Below are 16067 nucleotides of genomic sequence, written 5' to 3'. Positions count from 1 at the left end.
TCGCAAACGGCTTCACTCGGCGGTGGGTTACCGGCCCCCTGGCGAAGTCCACGCCGAGTTCGAAGAATTGCGACTCGCTGCATGAATTGACCAGCCGATCCCTGTCCGGGAAACGCGAGGCCCCTCAGTTTCGGCGGCGTCGCCCAGGCGGAGATCCACACGGTCCGCAACGCCGGCCGCCGCCCAGGCTTCCTTGGCGATGTCGGTCCATTCCGAGGACAGATCACAGGTGATCACCCGGCCGTCAGGCGTGGTGCCCAGGGCGAGGGCGAGGGTGGAGTATCCAGTGAAGGTGCCCACTTCGAGAATGCGTCGGGCTCCGATCAGGCGGGCGAGCAGGGTGAGCAGGACTCCTTGCTCGTGTGGGATCTGCATTTGGGCGTGGCCGCCGAGGGCACGGGTGCGTTCGATCAGGTCGAGCTGGACCGTGGTCGGAGGTTCGGCTTGCTCTTGCATGTAGCGGTGGAGCACGGGGGCGAGCAGGACGGTCTTGGGGGTGTCCGCGAGGGCGGTCATCGGTACTCCGTTCACAGGGCGTGCGGGGATGGAGAGGGCAGGAGGGGATGGCCGCCGTACTCGGTGGCCGTATCGGCAAGGTGGAGGAGCAGTTCGGTCGCCTCGTCGTGCAGCCCGCGGATGGCGGGGTGCTGCGGGGCGGCGATCGGGCTCTCCGAGTTCAGGCCGTGGGCGGCGATGTCGCACCTGATCTGAGCGAGCCGAAGCACGATCTGGGCAGCAAATCCGTCGCGGCAAAGGGGGCGCCGGCGTACGCGAAAGTAGTCGTCGGACAATTCGCGCTCGGCTTCGGTGGGCTTCTGGGCCGCGTCGCGGCCGGTCTGCTGGAGAAGGGAGACCCCGTCGGGCACCAGCAGTTCGGCGACGGTCATGTGCACGCGGTGGTTGAGCCGGGCCGCTCGGGTGAGGAGGGCGACGGAGGCCGCCGGGAAGGCTCGGCGCACCTCCCGCTGCAGTTCGAGCACCGGTGTGTGGTCGCGGGTCCACTGCCCGCTGAAGGCGGGGTCGAGGGCGGCCATGTCGGCCCGCACCGTGGCGGCGTAGCGCTGGGCCGAGCAGCTTCCCGCGTAGAGGAGCAGGAGCGAGTACGTGTCGTACAGCCGAGCGGCCCGGCGGATCAGCCGGGGCCGGGGCGTGCGGCCCTCCAGGAGCGCCCGCAGTACGTCGGCCAGCAGCCGCCAGACGGCAAAGGCAACCTGGTGTCCCACGAGCCACCGGTGGCGGGTGCGCTGGTCCGGGTCTGCCGGGGCCCGTAGCAGGGCTGGGGGGTGCGGGTGCCCCGCCTGCTCCAGCAGCCGCTGGTGCTCTTGGAGCGACCGGGCGCAGTCTGCCGGGTTGCGGGAGGCGGTGGAGCAGGAGACGAAACCGGCTCCGGGCATGGGCAGCACGAGCTCATCGGCCGCACCGGCAACCGGGAGGTCGGGGCTCCCCTCGGCTTCGCCACGGAGGGTCGGCGGAGCAGTCGGCATGAGTGGGGTCCTCCTGGCGGGGTGGTTTCAATTGGCCGGAGAGGGTGTCGATGTGGTGGCGGTCCGCCGGCCTGGCATCACTCGGGGGCGACGGGCAGCGTGTGCAGGGAAGGAGCGACCCAGCCGTGGCGCCACTGTGGCGCGCCCGCGAGGGTGAGAGGGGGGTGTCTGGAGAGGGCGGTGAGGACAGCAGCGAGGATGGCGCGGGCGAGGTGGCTGCCGGGGCAGTAGTGGATGCCGTGCCCGAAGGCGAGGAGCGGGCCCGCGGGCCGGGTGAAGTCGAGTCGTTCGGGGTCCGGATGGACCAACGGGTCGTGGTCGGCGGCGTACGAGGAGACGACGACCGTGTCGTCGGCGGGGATGCGCACTCCGGCGATGCGGGTGTCACCGGTCGCGACGCGAGGGGCCAGGTCACTGGGGTACTTCTCGTGACGCAGGAGTTCCTGTACGGCCCGGGCGATCAGTGACGGGTCACTGCGCAGTAGGCGGTACTGGTCGGGGTGGCTCAGGAGGGTGTGGATGCCGGTGGCGATACGGCGGGCGGTTTCGTGCCAACCGACGATCATGAGGTCGCGGACGAGGCCCGCCAGCTGGGTGTCGGGCAGGCCACCGTCGTCGGAGATGGTGATGAGCCGGTCGAGGAGAGTGCTCTGGGGGCTCCGTCGGCGCTGCTCGATGAGTTCGATCACCCGGGACGTGATGCGTGCCAAGGCGGCGGCGATCTCCTGGGTGGTCGCCCGCTCGGTAGCGGAGATGTCGGCATCGGCCGCGATCCGGGGAAGGAGGTCTGGGTCGAGGCCGAGCAGCCTGCTGACGGCTGCCATGGGCAGGGGCCGGGCGAGCCCAGCGACGACGTCGGCGTGGGGCCGGGCGACGCAGAGGTCTGCCACCATGCGATGCGCGGTCTGCTCCAGCCACGGTGACAGAGTCCGTGCTTGGCGTGCGGTGAACGCCGGGGCGAGGGCGCGGCGCAAGACCAGGTGCGTTTCGGAGTCGTGGGGCTGTCCTCCGCGGCGGGCGAGCTGAGCCGGGGTCGCTGCGACGGAGCGCTTGGCGGCGACGGCCCGCGACAGCAGGGGATCCGCCATGGCTTGGAGCGCCTCCGAGTGGCCGCAGACCAGCCACATGCGCTCGCCGGTCGGCACCACGACCGGTGCCACCCGTTGCCGGGCCAGGCGCAGGGCGGTCTCCGCCGGATCCAGCCAGGGATAGAAGTCCGGCGCAGCCGGACAGCCGTTGCTCGGGACCGGTGCCGCATGGTCGGTGAGTTCAAAGGCCTGGAGGGTGTCAGGCATGTCGGGTGCCTGTCCTTCGCTTCGGCTGGGGGTGGTGGGTGCCGGTGCCGGGCTTCTCGTGGTGGCGTTGGCAGAGCTTCTGGCTGCGCGCGTCGGCGACGATGACGCAGCCGAGGACGAGTTGGGTGAGGCTTCGGGTGAGGTTCTCCCAGTCGTCGCGGATCCGCATCAGCCGCAGGACGCCTGTCGGGCGCGGCGAGGCGGGGGTGCGGAGCGTCAGGACGCAGGGGGCGCGGTTGGGCATGGAGCGGGTGTGGCCGGCGCTGGAGTACAGCGCGAAACGCGGCAAGATCTCGGCGGTGACCGCACGCAGGAACGTGGTGGACAGTGCGCGGGCGGGACAGGGCCGGTTCCCGACGACGCCGAAGGGGATGAAGGTCGCGTCCCTCGGTGACAGGCTGAGCCACCGGTCCGGGTCGAAGCGGTCGGGATCCTCGAATCCGGAGCGTTGGTACGCCTCGTAGTCGAAGACGAGTACGGATCCTGCGGGGAGGGTGTCGCTGCCGATGTCGATGGGGCCGGTGGTGATGCGCTGGGAGATGCCGAAGAGGGGGTACATGCGCAGCGACTCGTTGATCGCACGATCGTAGAAGGCAGTGTCCCCGGGCTCGTCCGCCATCCGCTGCTGGATCTCCGGGTGGTGCGCGAGGGCGAGCAGCAAATGGCTCACGCCCTCGGCGAGTTGTGCGACACCGGTGGTGAAGAAGTTGCTCTGGAGGTACAGGGCGCGGTGTTCGTCGTCGAGCGATGGCGGCAGGTCACAGTTCACCCCGCCCACCCGGATCCGTTCCATCAGGTAGTCGGTCAGGGCCGCCCGCCGGTCCAAGTGACGCAGCGTGCTGAATTTGAGCGTTCCCAGCAGGTCATCGGTGTTGGCAGTGATCAGTTTCCGGGCCCCGGGTGGGCAGGGGGTTCGGAAGACGAGCTCGTGGAAGAACTCGGCGGCCATCTGCATCGCCAGGTCCCGCAAGCGCAACGTCCTGGAGGTTGTGAGGTTCATCCCCTCCATCACCCGACGGGCGCAGGCGCGGGCCAGGGCGTCGACGTCCTGCCCTGCAAGGGCGAGGATGCCTCGTGTGCACCGTGCGAGCTCACTGTGGAACGGACCGGACGACGCTTGCTCCTGGTGCACCTGGGAGCCGGGGTGGAACCAATACCAGATGAGGTCGGAGAGTTTTGAACCCGGGCCGCGCCCATGGGCATGCGGGTGTGCGTAGACCTCCGGCAGCCGGGAGGCGTCGACACGAGGGCCCGGGATGGCGACGCTGTCGTCGCCGTTGATTGCCGAGAACACACGGTTGCGTGCGGTGACGACCATGCGGGGCAGGCGGCCCCGCTGCGGGGCGACGCCCACGGAGGTGTCGGTCGTGCCGAACTCGGTCAGACCGGATCCCGCGTCGGATCCCCTGGACTCACGGGTGTCAGGCATGCCGGGTGCCTGTCTTTCGCTTCGGCTGCGCGTGGTGGGTGCCGGCGCCGGGCTTCTCGTGGTGGCGTTGGCAGAGCTTCTGGCTGCGCGCTTCGGCGACGATGACGCAGCCGAGGACCAGTTGGGTGAGGCTTCGGGCGACGTTCTCCCAGTCGTCGCGAACCCGCATGAGCTTGAGAGCGGCAGTGGGGCGTGGCGAGGCGGGGGTGCGGGGGAGCATGATGCATGGGGCTCGGTTGGGCATGGAGCGGGTGTGGCCGGCACTGGAGTGCAGTGCGAAACGGGGCAGGACGTCGGCAGTGACCGCGCGCAAGAACACGGTGGACAGCCCGCGGGCGGGACAGGGCCGGTTCCCGACGACGCCGAAAGGGATGAAGGTGGCGTCCTTCGGAGACAAGGTGAGCCATCGGTCGGGGTCGAAACGGTCCGGGTCCGTGAACCCTGACCGGTGATATGCCTCGTAGTCGAAGAACAGTACGGATCCTGCGGGAAGGGATTCGCTGCCGATGTCGACGGGGCCGGTGGTGATGCGCTGGGAGATGCCGAACAGGGGGTACATGCGCAGCGACTCGTTGATCGCACGATCATAGAAGGCAGTGTCCCCGGGCTCGTCCGCCATCCGCTGCTGAACCTCCGGATGGTGCGCGAGGACCAGGAGGAGGTGGGTCAGCCCCTCGGCGAGCTGCGCGACACCGGTCCCAAAGATGTTGCCGTGCAGGTACAGCGCTCGCTGTTCGTCGTCGAGGGACGCCGGGAGGTCGCTGGAGATCGCACCCACTCGGATCCGTTCCAGCAGGTAGGCGGTCAGTGCGGCCCGCCGGTCCAGGTGACGGAGCCTGGTGAACTTGGTCGCGCCCAGGGCATCGTCGGCGTTGGCGGTGATCAGTCCCCGTGCCCCGGGTGGGCAGGGGGTTCGGAAGACGAGTTCGTGGAAGAACTCGGCCGTCATCTCCATCGCCAGGTCCCGCAGGCGTACGCCTCTCAGGCGCGCGGGATCCGTCCCGTCCAGTACCCGGCGGGCACACCGCCGGGCGAGGTCTTCTACGTCCGCCCCGGAGCCCGCGAGGATTCCCCGGGTGCAGGCCGCGAGCTCGCTGTGGAACGGCCCGGAGGACATGTGCTCCTGGTGGACGTGGCCGACCGGATGGATCAGGTACCAGATCAGGTCGGAGAGCTGCGAACCAGGGCCGCGCCCGTGGGCGTGGGGATGGGTGTAGACATCCTTCAGCCGGTCGGCACCGATGCGCGGTCCGGGGATGGTGACGCCTTCCGTGCTCCCCGCAGCCGCGAGGACGCGGTTGCGTGCGGTGATGACCAGGCGCGGCAGCCAGCTCGGCAGGCTGGCGGCGACGGCCGTGCCCGCGGCGATCAAGACGATGCGCTTCATCATCGGAGTTCCGCGAGTGCGTTGATCGCAGCGGTGATGTGCTCGGGGCCGTTCATGAGCCCCGCGCACAGTCGTGCGGCCGGATCGTGCATCTCCGGGGTGATGGTTCCGTATACCTTGCGCTCCGCCAGGAAGCGCAGCACCTCACGGGCAGGGAGGTCTCGGTGGCGGAAGCACACCAGTTGGGACGCCACGGACTGTTCCAGGGGGCTGACCAGTTCGAGATCGGGGAGCGAGTGCACTTGCAGTCGCAGTGAGGAGTTCAGCTCGGCGATCCTCGTCGAGACACGGTCGCGTCCGAGGGATTGGTGGAAGGCCACGGCATCGGCCACGGCGAACCGGTTCTCGAATGCCTGGAATCCCCCTGGCGACATCCATGCGGCCCTGGTCGGTGGCAGTTCGGCATCGGTCTTGAGGGCCTGCCAGTAGTCGCGGTCGAGGATGATTGCCGGGAAGACCGGTTCCAGCTGGGCCCACGCGTCCTCAGTACCCCACACGAATCCGGTGCCACGCGGGCCGAGAATCCACTTGTGCGTCCCGGACGCGAAGAAGTCGATGCCGGTGCGCGCGACATCGACGTCCTCCACTCCGAGCCCGTGCACGCCGTCGATGACCAGTAGGCAGCGGTCCTCGTCCGCCCGGCCTTCGTTGGCGACGGCGACGGCCTCCGCGAGGAGGGGGAGGGAGGCCTTCACCCCGGTGCACGAGTGCACCCATGGGAGACCGACCACTCGTGTTCGCGGTCCGATGGCCGCCGCAACGCGTTCTGCGATCTCGTGCTGGGTGACGTGTGCGGGATCGTCGTAGAGCCGGATGGACCGCATGGTGGCACCGTGCCGCCGGGTGGCGAATCGCGCCGCCTCTTCGTGAACCAGGTGGTCGTGGACGCTGAGCACGATCTCCTGGTCCGGGCGCAGCCTCAGACCGCTGTACACGACCCCGAGTCCGGTGGTGGTGTTCGCGGTCAGCGCGATGTCCTCCGGCCTGCCGCCAATGTACTCGGCGAGGGCTCGTACGACATCGCCCTGCAGCCCGTTGTGGATGCCGTACAGGTCCTTCTCGGCCCACAGCACGTTGCGCTCGAAGGCGCGGCGGTGGCGTTCCACCGCTTCCCTGACCGGCAGCGGGAGCGGCGCGAGGAAGCAACACGTCAGATGTGCCTCCGCCGGGTCGAGCGCGAATTGCGCACGCACCTCGTCCCAATCGGGGCCGGCCTCCCGGCCACCCCGCGCACCGGCCTCGACAGGCGGCGCCATGGTCGTCGTGCCACCGACGGACATCATCACCATTCCTCTCCCTCGTCATGTGTGGGCGGACGCCACCCGGCGTCCCGCCATGTCTCCTCGCAGGCTCGCGCGACCGACAGGAGCGCGCTGTCCGTGCCGGGCGGGAACTGCAGGTCGATACCGAAAGGAAGCCCTTCGTCGGCCCGTCCCGCAGGAAGGCTGACGGCGGGCCAGCCCAGCAGACTGGACGCGTGGGTATTACGGGCCAAAGTCCGAAACGTGGCCCAGTAACGGTCGGCCGACTCGTCGAAGACCGCGGGCCGGGGGGCGGGGATCGGGCTGGTGGGCACGATGATGCCGTCCAGCCGCTGATCCTCGAGGAATCCGCGCAGCAGACAGCCGAGGTGTGCCCGCTGGTCGAGTGCTGCCGCGTACGCGTCCTCGATGTCCCCGCCTGAAAGGCCGCGCACCAGCCCCGCGACATCGGGGGCGGCCACGCGCGCGGCGACATCGTGGAACCGCAGCGAGGTGGCGTGTGCCGCCAGGTAGCGGTCGACACCGCGGGAGGTCTCGTACAGCAGGATCGGCAGCCCGCATTCACCCGAGACCTCCCACGCGCCTGCGGGCAGGTCGCTCTCGACGATCCGGGCACCTGCCTCTTCCAAGGCGGTGAGCCGGGCTTCGAACACAGCTCGCAGCGCCGTCGTCATGCCCTGCCGAAACGTCGTCCGGGGGGAGGCCAGGCGTAGTCCCCGCAGGCCCGGATGCCGACTGACTTCCGGTGTGCCGGCTGACGAACGGATGACGCGGTCCAGGACTCGTACGTCATCGACGCTGCGCGCCAGCACGCCGATGGTGTCGCGCGTCCAGGACACGGTCACGACGCCCTCCACCCGGTAGGCGCCCACGGTGGGCCGGAACCCGACCAAGCCGCACAGCGCGGCCGGTAACCTCACAGAGCAGCCCGTTTCGGTTCCCAGGGCCGCGGTCACCACCCCCGCGGCCACCGCGGCCGCGGAACCCCCGCTGCTGCCACCGGCGATCCGGTCCGGCCGCACGGGATTGCGTACCAGCCCGAAGGTCGCGTTGTCGCTGGTCACTCCCAGCGCCAGCTCGTGCATGTTGGTCTTGCCCAGCACAACCGCCCCCGCCTCGCGCAGGACCCGTACGGCCGGGGCGTCGAGCAGGGGCCGGTGCTCGCGGAGGGCCGGTGTTCCCGCCGTCGTGGCGAACCCCGCGGTGTCGATGTTGTCCTTCACCGCCAGCACCACGCCCCGCAGCGGCAGCTCCGGGCTGTCACCCTGGTCGTCGAGCCGAGCAGCTGCATCGAGCGCCGCTGCCGTGTCGAGCTGCGTGAAGGCGCTCAGGCGGCGGTGCCGGAGCTCGGCCCCTGCGGACCGGCGGACCTGTTCCACCACCGTGGAGCTGCCCCGTGCCACCGCCTCGATCGCCTCAGAGACCGTGCGTGTGCCCGCGCGCCCCCTAGAAGACATGGGGGTGCCGGAGGACGACTGCGGCGTTGTGCCCACCGAACCCGAAGGAGGTGCTGACCGCGGTGTCGATGCGGCGCTCGCGAGGTGTCTTGGTGACGAGGTCGATGTCGAAGGCGGGGTCAGCCTGATCGGTGTGCGCGGTGGGGGGTACGAGGCCACGTTCGAGGGTGAGGACGGTCAACGCAGCCTCGATCGCGCCTGCTGCACCCAGCGCGTGGCCGAGACTGCCCTTGACGGAGGTGACGGGAGGCCGGTGGGGGAAGAGGCGGCCGATCATGAGGGCTTCGGCGGCATCACCGAGCCGGGTACCAGTGGCATGGGCGTTGACGTGCCCGATCGCCTCGGGAGCCAGACGGGCGTGCCGGAGCGCGGCCTCGACGGCCTGCTGGGCTCCGGCGGCGTCCGGGCGGGGAGAAGTGGGGTGATGGGCGTCGGTGCTCTGTCCGCAGCCGGCCAGAACCGCTCGGACGGGTGCGTTGCGGGCCCTGGCGGTCTCGGCGCGTTCCAGTACGAGGACGCCCGCGCCCTCGGCGACCACCAGGCCCGAGCGGTCAGGGGCGAAGGGGCGTGATGCGGTGGCAGGGTCGTCGTTGCTCGCGGCCAGAGCCCCGCACCGGTGGAACGCGGTGACGACGAGCGGGGTGGTCCCCGCTTCGGCGCCGCCGGCAAGGACGATGTCGCACTGACCGGTGACGAGCAGGTCGTGCGCCACGGCGAGGGCAGTGGTACCGGTGGCGCAGGCGGTGACAGGGGCGAGGCTGGGACCGCGGGCGCCGATGGCCAGTGCGACCTCACCGCAGGGGGTGTTGGTCAGGAGCATCGGAAGGCAGGCTGCAGAGATCCGGCCGGGACCGTGGGTGCTGAGCTTGCCCAGCTGGTCGTGCCAGACCGCAGCGCCACCGAGACTGGACCCGATGACGACTCCGATGCGCGGACCGTCCCACGTGTCGGGGTCGAGGCCGGCCTCGGCAATCGCTTCACGAGCGGCGGCCAGGGCGAGTTGCGAGCTGCGGTCCAGGCGCCACAGGGCCATGGGATCGACGGCGTGCTCGACGGCGGGTGCACGGCAGCTGAAGGTGACGGGCATTCCGGACAGTGCCGGGTCGGTGGCGGCCGTGGAATCACCCCGGCACACTGCCTCCCAGGTCGCTTCCATGCCGAAGCCGGCAGGGGTCACCGCCCCCAGGCCGGTGACGACCACGTGCGTCATGAGATTCCTTCGGTGGAGAGTTCTGATCCGGCGGTCGTACCAGCCCGGTGCCCGGGCCGGGGACGCTTGTCAGCAAGCCGCAGCGGCGGAGGCCAGCGACATGCCCGGGAGGAGCTCGGTGTCCCGCTCCGTGTGCTCGCTCACGATGACCGAGAGTTCGGCGACGGCGAGCGATTCCAGGCCCAGGTCGGTGAAGGTCGCCTCCGGGCACATCCTGTCCCGCGCCACCCCGAACTTGGTCGCCAGCATGTCGGTGAGCTCGTAGTACGTCATGGTGACCCGTTTCCTGCCGTCAGCGGGGGAGAAGGAAGAAGAGAACAGGTTTCGCCCCCCAGATTCAAGAGGGCATCCGAAAATACAAATGAATAACCGATCCGCTCGCCCCTTCTCGCATGTTCAAGGCGTGCGGGTCGCAACATAGTGGATCTCAAGCACCCCGCGCCAACGCACTAATCCAGCCCCCACGGCAGACATGCCGGGCAGTCATGTCAACAGCTCTGCGCCGTGATGCCACAGACGGGTGACCATTGCGCTTCAGGGGCGAACCTGGGCGGAGAATGGTGCATGATCGAACAACGAGCATCGCTGCACGGCTTCCACACCCACGACGAACCAACGGATGTATCGAATGGATTCCCGACTGGACCCCCAGTTGACCCAGGAATACCTCGACCGGATCGGCGTGACGACACTCCGCAGTCCGGGGCCGGAATTCCTCAGCGAGCTGCAGGAACAACACCTGATGTCGGTGCCGTACGAGAACCTCGGCATGCATCTGGGAGAGCCCGCACTACTGGGTGACGGCGCCATCGACAAGGTGGTACGGCAACGCCGCGGCGGCGGCTGCCAGGAGCTGAACGGCTCGGCTCTGTCCTCCCTCCTGCGCGAACTCGGATTCCGCATCACATTGTTGAGCGCCTACATGTTCAACGGGGGGCGTCCGAGTTTCGCGCTCTGCCACCCCCTGATCGTCGTCGACTGCACGTACCCGTGGTTCGTCGACGTCGGGTTGGGCGTATTCGGCCCTCGCTATCCCCTGCGGATGGATCTGGCCGGCCCGCAGCACGATCCACAGGGCACCTTCGAATTCGTTGCCGGCCCCGACGGTGACACTGATCTCCTGCGCAACGGCTCGCCGATCCTCCGCATCGAGCCACGCCCCCGGGCCGAAAAGGATTTCATGCCCGGATTTTGGTGGGTCTGGAGTTCACCCGAGTCCTACCACCGCACCCACGTGTACTGCACGCGATTGACCGAGAACGGATCACTCGCCTTGCGAGGTGACGTACTGACCCGCATCGAGGGCACACAAAAGGAATGGGCCGCACTGGCGGAATCCGAGCTCGCGCCGGCCTACGAAAAGTACTTCGGTATTACGTTGGAACGGCTTCCACCCCTTTACCGGCAGGACTGAAGACCACGCCGAGCCGTGTCCATGCGCTCGGCCCGCCCCTGCCCGGTGCCAACGTCATGCGGCTCCATGGGGACGGAGCCGTTCCCTCCCTCCCCCGCCCAGAAACAGGATCGTCCGTCATGACCTACGACGAGCTCACAGAAGTGCTGGCCACCACGTTCCGAGTGAAGCGGGAGCGGATGAACCCCGCGGCGACCTTTGCCGACCTGGGCCTTGAGTCTCTCGCGTTGGCCGAGCTCTCGGCCATCATCGGCGCTCGCGCGGCCCGGGACATCGAGCTCCATCCGACCATGCCCTTGCTGTCCGCGACCGGCAGCTCCTGAACCGACGTCGAGAGCCGGGGAATTTCATGGGTACGATCGCCACCGTCGACCTGGGGGCCCATGGCCCCGTCGTCGGCGTCCAGGGGCTCGGCTGCATGTCCATGAGCGGCTGCTACGGCAGCACTGATGCCGCCGAGGCGACGGCCACCCTGAAGCGGGCCTGGAGCTGGGCGTCACGTTCCTCGACACCGCCGACATGTACGGCTTCGGAGGCAACGAGGAACTCATCGGCCCGTTCGTCCGGGCGCAGCGCCATGACATCGTGCTCGCCACGAAGTTCGGCGTCGAGCGAAGCAACGGCGACCATCTGCGCTATGTGCTCCGCAACGACCCGTCATACATCCGCCGGGCCGCGGACGCGAGTCTTCGCCGTCTCGGCGTGGAACACATCGACGTGTACTACATGCACCGCCGCGACTCGCGGATCCCGCTGGCGGAGTCTGTGGGTGCCATGGCAGAGCTGGTCCAGGCCGGCAAGGTGCGACACCTGGGCCTGTCCGAGGTCAGCGGCGACGAACTGCGCGAGGCACACGCGGTTCACCCGATCGCGGCACTCCAGTCGGAATGGTCCGTGTTCTCGCGAGACGTCGAGCAGAGTGCCGTACCGACCGCGGCCGAGCTGGGCGTGGCACTCGTCCCGTACTCGACACTTGCGCGAGGCTTCCTGGCCGGGACGTTCAGCCGCGCCGACGGCCTTCCGGTGAGCGACCCCCGGCGCTACCAGCCGCGCCTCACGGGCGACAACGCCGCACACAATGAAGCACTGCTGTGGCCCATCAGGGAGATCGCCTCGACGCACGGAGCAACCCCGGCGCAGGTGGCGTTGGCCTCGGTGCATCAGCAGGCGCACGTACACGGGTTGACCGTGGTGCCGATCCCCGGCACCCGCAAGCCCAGTCGCCTGGAGGAGAACACTTCGGCCTTGGCGCTGACGCTGAGCGCGGAGGAACTGGCCGACCTGGACTCGATCTCAGACCAGGTAGCGGGCGACCGCTATGCGGACATGAGCAGCGTCTCGCGCTGACCGCCTCCCGGACGCAAGCAAGTCGAGGCTGGCATACAACTGCTGCCTTCGGCAGTCTGGACGCGAGCGACACCCGTATTGCGGCCTGCACGTGACACGCCTCGCTGCTGCGCGTCAGACCCGGCCGACAAGGAAGGTGATGCGCTCCTCACCGGAGGCCGGCTTCACAAACCCGGTAATTTTGGTGACCCGTGTTCCGGCCGTGCACTGCACAGTCAATCCGTAGGCTCGCCCCCACGGGGTGTCGAAGGCGATGGCGCTCTGTCCGGAGGTGCGGGTGACCACGGCGAAGTCATACGTAATGGTGCTGTGGTCGCTGGGGCCACCATCGATCGTCGTGGAGAGAAGATTCTCGCCCGCGGCCACAGGCGTGACAGTCATCGGCCTGTCGCCCGTTCCGCCACGGTTGACCGTTCCGGTGAACGCCGCATCCAGGGCCCTGGCACCGACATAGTCGGCCACCCGGCCACCACACAGACCCGTGTTCGCCTTCTCGGCGGCCGCAGCCGGGACAGCACCCAGTACAAGGGCCCCGACCACCGCCCCGGCCACGAACCACATACGAGAGCAAGAAGACATCGAGCCTCCAAGAAGAGAGCCAGGGACCCTACGGCCCACAGTCCCCGCACTCTGCCCCCTCACCGCCGCGGAGCACTGCACGCCGTGCCGGGCAGCCGAAAACGGCACCCATTCCGCATAGTCCGCTACCGCTTTCAACCCACTCACACACGCACCCGCTTCAGCAACGGATCACACACCTCGGACGAACCTACCGAGAAGGTCGTAGCAACCAGCTGCACAACGACTGCCGCCGATGTTCACCACAGGCACGGCGCCAGCACCGAACGCAGCCTAGATCCACAGAAAACAGCAGGTCAACGAACCCTTCCCTTACCATCGCGACCCCTTCATCCAGTCTTCGCGGGCCAGCGACGCCATCCCCGCCTGAGGCCGACCCGGATCCGCCTTCGCTCACGCCGACGACTCTCCGCACACACCCACCGGCCCGCCCCCAACGCACTGCGCGCCGGGGCGCACTCGTTCGTGGACCCCAAGCCGGGGAGACGTTGCGAGGCCCTTGCCCGCCGCCTCGCAACAGCACGTCAATGAGGCATCCCTGCCTGGTGCGAGCCTGACGGGCACTCACTCCCACTGCAGCCGAAGCATCACCTGAGCCGACACCGCCACACCAAGATCCGGACCATGTCCGGACCAACCCCCACCATATGGCCACGCCAACTAACATTTGGCCTGGTCAGCACGGGTGCAGCTGCTATACCACCAGGAGACGAAGGATCTGCTGCCACGCTCCCGGATAGGCCCCTTGGCGCTCAGACAAGGGAAACGCGCTGTTCACGGCGCCTCCACTGGGCGTGGTGGTCGCCTGTGGTCGCAGGCTGGAAGCACCCACCCGCTCCCCTCCGCTATCTGGAGGCGATCCCCATGCTCACCAGCGTCGGCCGCGGCCGGATCTACCGCCGCTGCGGCTGCAGGGACACCCACCGGCACCAGCTCGGTGCTCGTTGTCCTCACCTGGTCACTGACAGCAAGCACGGCACCTGCAGCTTCGCCGTCGACGTCCCCACCCCGGATCACCGCCGCATCACCGTGCGCCGGGGCGGCTTCCCCAGCCAGGACAGCGCCGAGCAGGCCCTGGGCCGATTCCTTGAGGGCGAGGCCGGCGGATACAACGCGGACCCGAACCAGACCGTCGCCGCCTACCTGAACGCCTGGCTGGCCGCGAAGGCCCTTGTGCTGAAGCCGACCACGATGGCCCGCTACCGCGACTATGTCCGCAACGACCTCATTCCGGCCTTCGGCACCCTCAAGCTCGACCAGCTCGCGCACCGGCACATCTCGGCCTACGTCACCTGCCAGCTCTCCGCCGGCCGCGGCGAGACCACCCTCTACCGCTGCCTGGCCACCCTCTCCAGCGCCCTCAGCGACGCAGTCCGCCAACACCGCCTCCCCCACAACCCGGCCAGTCCACCCGTCCTACGGCGACCGCCGGTGCCGGAACGACGGATCTGGACGGCGGAGGAGGCCGCCCGCTTCCTCGCGTACTGCCACCGGGCCGACCCCGAGATGGCTGACCTGTTCGAGTTCCTCATCGGCACCGGCATGCGCAAGGGCGAAGCCCTCGGACTCCACTGGAACGATGTCCACCTGACGGAAGGCGTCCTCTACGTTGCGCTGCACCCTCTCCGCGATCGACAACAACCGCCTGGTCATCACCACGCCGAAGACCCGGGCCAGCCGCGGCTGGGTCGCCATCTCACCCCGCGTCGACGCCGCCCTACGGCACCGTGCACTAACGATGCCCCGAACACGCGGCGACCCTGACGATCCGTTCGCCGGACTCGTCTTCTGCCGACCCGACGGCCGACCGCTCGGACCACACCAGGTTCTCGACCGGCTCCGCCGGCTCTCCGCCGAAGCCGGGGTCCCCCGGATCACGGTCCACGACCTGCGCCACCTGGCCGCCACCATCACCATCGCCGCTGGCGTGCCGCTGACCGTCGTCTCCAAGACCCTGCGGCACTCCACCCTGTCGACCACCGCCAACATCTACAGCCACCTCACCCGGCAGGCGGCCCGAGAAGCCGTCGACACCATCGACCGCACCCTCACCGGAGCCGAGAAGGCCAACCGCCAAACGGGCCGTGCGACGTGGCTGCGACCACCACGCGACCACATCCACCGGCTCCGCGAGACCTTCCGGCGGCTCCGCTCCCCCGCGCCGCCGGCCTTCAGCGCCACGGCCGACCGGCCACGGACTGGACGTGCGACCACATTGCGACCACCATGGCCCCGGACACACCAAAGGCCGCCCTCCCATGGATGAGAGAACGGCCTCCGACCTGCGTAAACGCTGGTCGGGACGACAGGATTTGAACCTGCGACCCCTTGACCCCCAGTCAAGTGCGCTACCAAGCTGCGCCACGTCCCGATGCCCGTTGACCTGGGGTTTCCCCTGGTTGAACGCGCAGGAGAACGATACCGCACTTCGCGGGGTGGTCGCGCGCACCTTTCTCGCGCTTGACCTCGATCGCACTTGAGGTTGCACGATCGGTGCATGACACAGGCAACCGCGGACACCGGGTTCCGCTACGAGGATCTGAGCCGCCTCATCGCGCTCATGACCGGGGCCGAGAAGCACGGCCCCGCCGCCACCTCCACGCTCGACGCGCTGTGGGTGCTCTACGACCGGGTCCTGCGCGTCGGCCCCGCGACCGCCGGGGACGCCGCGCGGGACAGGTTCCTGCTGTCCAAGGGACACGGGCCGATGGCCTACTACGCCGTGCTCGCCGCCAAGGGCTTCTTCCCCGTCGACTGGCTGAGCGGATTCGGCTCGTACGATTCCCCCCTCGGGCACCACCCGGACCGCACCCTGATCCCCGGGGTGGAGATAGCCAGCGGCTCCCTCGGGCACGGGCTCCCGCTCGCCGTCGGCAGCGCGCTCGGGCTGCGCTCCCAGGGGCTGGACGACCCCGCGGTGTGGGTTCTGATCGGCGACGCCGAACTGGACGAGGGCAGCAACCACGAGGCCATCGCGTACGCCGGCTCGGCCGGGCTGGAGCGGCTCCACACGGTCGTGATCGACAACGACTCGGCCACCCACGGGTGGCACGGCGGGATCGCCTCCCGGTTCGAGGCGGCCGGCTGGTCCGCGGTGACGGTGGACGGGCGCGACCACGCCGCGCTGCACGCCGCGTACACCGCACCGCATCCGGGCCGGCCGCACGCCGTCGTCGCCCGCGTCGAGAAGAAGCAGTAGGGAA

At 69.0% G+C, this 16067-nt stretch carries 15 protein-coding genes, 1 tRNA gene and 1 pseudogene; 6 read left to right on the top strand and 11 right to left on the bottom strand.

The window, feature by feature from the left end; genetic code table 11:
* Positions 1-27 precede the first annotated feature (27 nt).
* The 9 genes from AB0M99_RS11965 to AB0M99_RS11925 all read right to left on the bottom strand — a co-directional run bounded on the left by AB0M99_RS11965 (position 28) and on the right by AB0M99_RS11925 (position 9797).
* The gene (locus AB0M99_RS11965) at positions 28-516 is read right to left on the bottom strand and encodes an O-methyltransferase (protein WP_365919192.1); all 489 of its coding nucleotides are present in this window, start codon (positions 514-516) and stop codon (positions 28-30) included.
* A gap of 11 nt (positions 517-527) precedes the next feature.
* Positions 528-1484, bottom strand: coding sequence for a hypothetical protein (locus tag AB0M99_RS11960; RefSeq protein WP_365919190.1), 957 nt, complete (start codon positions 1482-1484; stop codon positions 528-530).
* Positions 1485-1561: 77 nt separating this feature from the next.
* Positions 1562-2779 (bottom strand): cytochrome P450, encoded by a 1218-nt coding sequence (locus AB0M99_RS11955; RefSeq protein WP_365919188.1) that lies wholly within the window; start codon positions 2777-2779, stop codon positions 1562-1564.
* Positions 2772-4208, bottom strand: coding sequence for a cytochrome P450 (locus AB0M99_RS11950; RefSeq protein ID WP_365919186.1), 1437 nt, complete (start codon positions 4206-4208; stop codon positions 2772-2774). Before AB0M99_RS11950 ends, AB0M99_RS11955 begins: the two co-directional genes overlap by 8 nt.
* A complete protein-coding gene (locus AB0M99_RS11945) occupies positions 4201-5598 on the bottom strand; it encodes a cytochrome P450 (protein WP_365919184.1) in 1398 nt (465 codons plus the stop codon). The genes AB0M99_RS11950 and AB0M99_RS11945 overlap by 8 nt, the downstream gene beginning before the upstream one ends.
* Positions 5595-6884, bottom strand: a complete 1290-nt coding sequence (locus AB0M99_RS11940; RefSeq protein WP_365919182.1) for an aminotransferase class V-fold PLP-dependent enzyme — start codon at positions 6882-6884, stop codon at positions 5595-5597. Before AB0M99_RS11940 ends, AB0M99_RS11945 begins: the two co-directional genes overlap by 4 nt.
* Positions 6878-8239: an amidase family protein gene (locus AB0M99_RS11935; protein ID WP_365919181.1), complete on the bottom strand. Its 1362-nt coding sequence runs from the start codon at positions 8237-8239 to the stop codon at positions 6878-6880. The genes AB0M99_RS11940 and AB0M99_RS11935 overlap by 7 nt, the downstream gene beginning before the upstream one ends.
* A gap of 64 nt (positions 8240-8303) precedes the next feature.
* Entirely contained in the window at positions 8304-9524 is a 1221-nt protein-coding gene (locus tag AB0M99_RS11930) for a beta-ketoacyl-[acyl-carrier-protein] synthase family protein (protein ID WP_365919179.1), read from the bottom strand.
* 69 nt (positions 9525-9593) lie between these two features.
* The gene (locus AB0M99_RS11925; protein ID WP_365919177.1) at positions 9594-9797 is read right to left on the bottom strand and encodes an acyl carrier protein; all 204 of its coding nucleotides are present in this window, start codon (positions 9795-9797) and stop codon (positions 9594-9596) included.
* A 355-nt stretch (positions 9798-10152) separates the two neighbouring features.
* Between AB0M99_RS11925 and AB0M99_RS11920 the strand changes: the two genes are divergently transcribed.
* The 3 genes and pseudogenes from AB0M99_RS11920 to AB0M99_RS11910 all read left to right on the top strand — a co-directional run bounded on the left by AB0M99_RS11920 (position 10153) and on the right by AB0M99_RS11910 (position 12285).
* Positions 10153-10938 carry an arylamine N-acetyltransferase gene (locus tag AB0M99_RS11920; protein WP_365919175.1) on the top strand — a complete coding sequence of 262 codons (786 nt, stop codon included), beginning with the start codon at positions 10153-10155 and terminating at the stop codon, positions 10936-10938.
* Positions 10939-11057: 119 nt separating this feature from the next.
* Positions 11058-11261 carry an acyl carrier protein gene (locus AB0M99_RS11915; RefSeq protein WP_365919173.1) on the top strand — a complete coding sequence of 68 codons (204 nt, stop codon included), beginning with the start codon at positions 11058-11060 and terminating at the stop codon, positions 11259-11261.
* A gap of 26 nt (positions 11262-11287) precedes the next feature.
* Positions 11288-12285 (top strand): annotated as a pseudogene (locus tag AB0M99_RS11910) (aldo/keto reductase).
* A gap of 114 nt (positions 12286-12399) precedes the next feature.
* Here AB0M99_RS11910 and AB0M99_RS11905 read toward each other — a convergent pair.
* Positions 12400-12747: a hypothetical protein gene (locus AB0M99_RS11905; protein WP_365919171.1), complete on the bottom strand. Its 348-nt coding sequence runs from the start codon at positions 12745-12747 to the stop codon at positions 12400-12402.
* A gap of 981 nt (positions 12748-13728) precedes the next feature.
* Between AB0M99_RS11905 and AB0M99_RS11900 the strand changes: the two genes are divergently transcribed.
* Together AB0M99_RS11900 and AB0M99_RS11895 are read left to right on the top strand one after the other, a co-directional pair.
* On the top strand, positions 13729-14628 hold the full coding sequence (locus tag AB0M99_RS11900; RefSeq protein ID WP_365919169.1) for a site-specific integrase: 900 nt from the start codon (positions 13729-13731) through the stop codon (positions 14626-14628).
* Complete coding sequence (locus AB0M99_RS11895; protein WP_365919226.1) at positions 14510-15130, top strand: tyrosine-type recombinase/integrase; 621 nt, start codon at positions 14510-14512, stop codon at positions 15128-15130. The genes AB0M99_RS11900 and AB0M99_RS11895 overlap by 119 nt, the downstream gene beginning before the upstream one ends.
* 28 nt (positions 15131-15158) lie before the next feature.
* Here AB0M99_RS11895 and AB0M99_RS11890 read toward each other — a convergent pair.
* Positions 15159-15235 (bottom strand) — tRNA-Pro (locus tag AB0M99_RS11890).
* Positions 15236-15361: 126 nt separating this feature from the next.
* On the opposite strand from AB0M99_RS11890, the gene AB0M99_RS11885 reads away from it, so the two are divergent.
* A complete protein-coding gene (locus AB0M99_RS11885; protein ID WP_365919167.1) occupies positions 15362-16063 on the top strand; it encodes a transketolase in 702 nt (233 codons plus the stop codon).
* Positions 16064-16067: the final 4 nt, after the last annotated feature.

Source organism: Streptomyces sp. NPDC051183 (assembly GCF_040682455.1).
Taxonomy (GTDB): domain Bacteria; phylum Actinomycetota; class Actinomycetes; order Streptomycetales; family Streptomycetaceae; genus Streptomyces.
The sequence above is the reverse complement of the archived record's forward strand: the minus strand, read 5'-3'. Positions and strand labels throughout refer to the sequence as shown.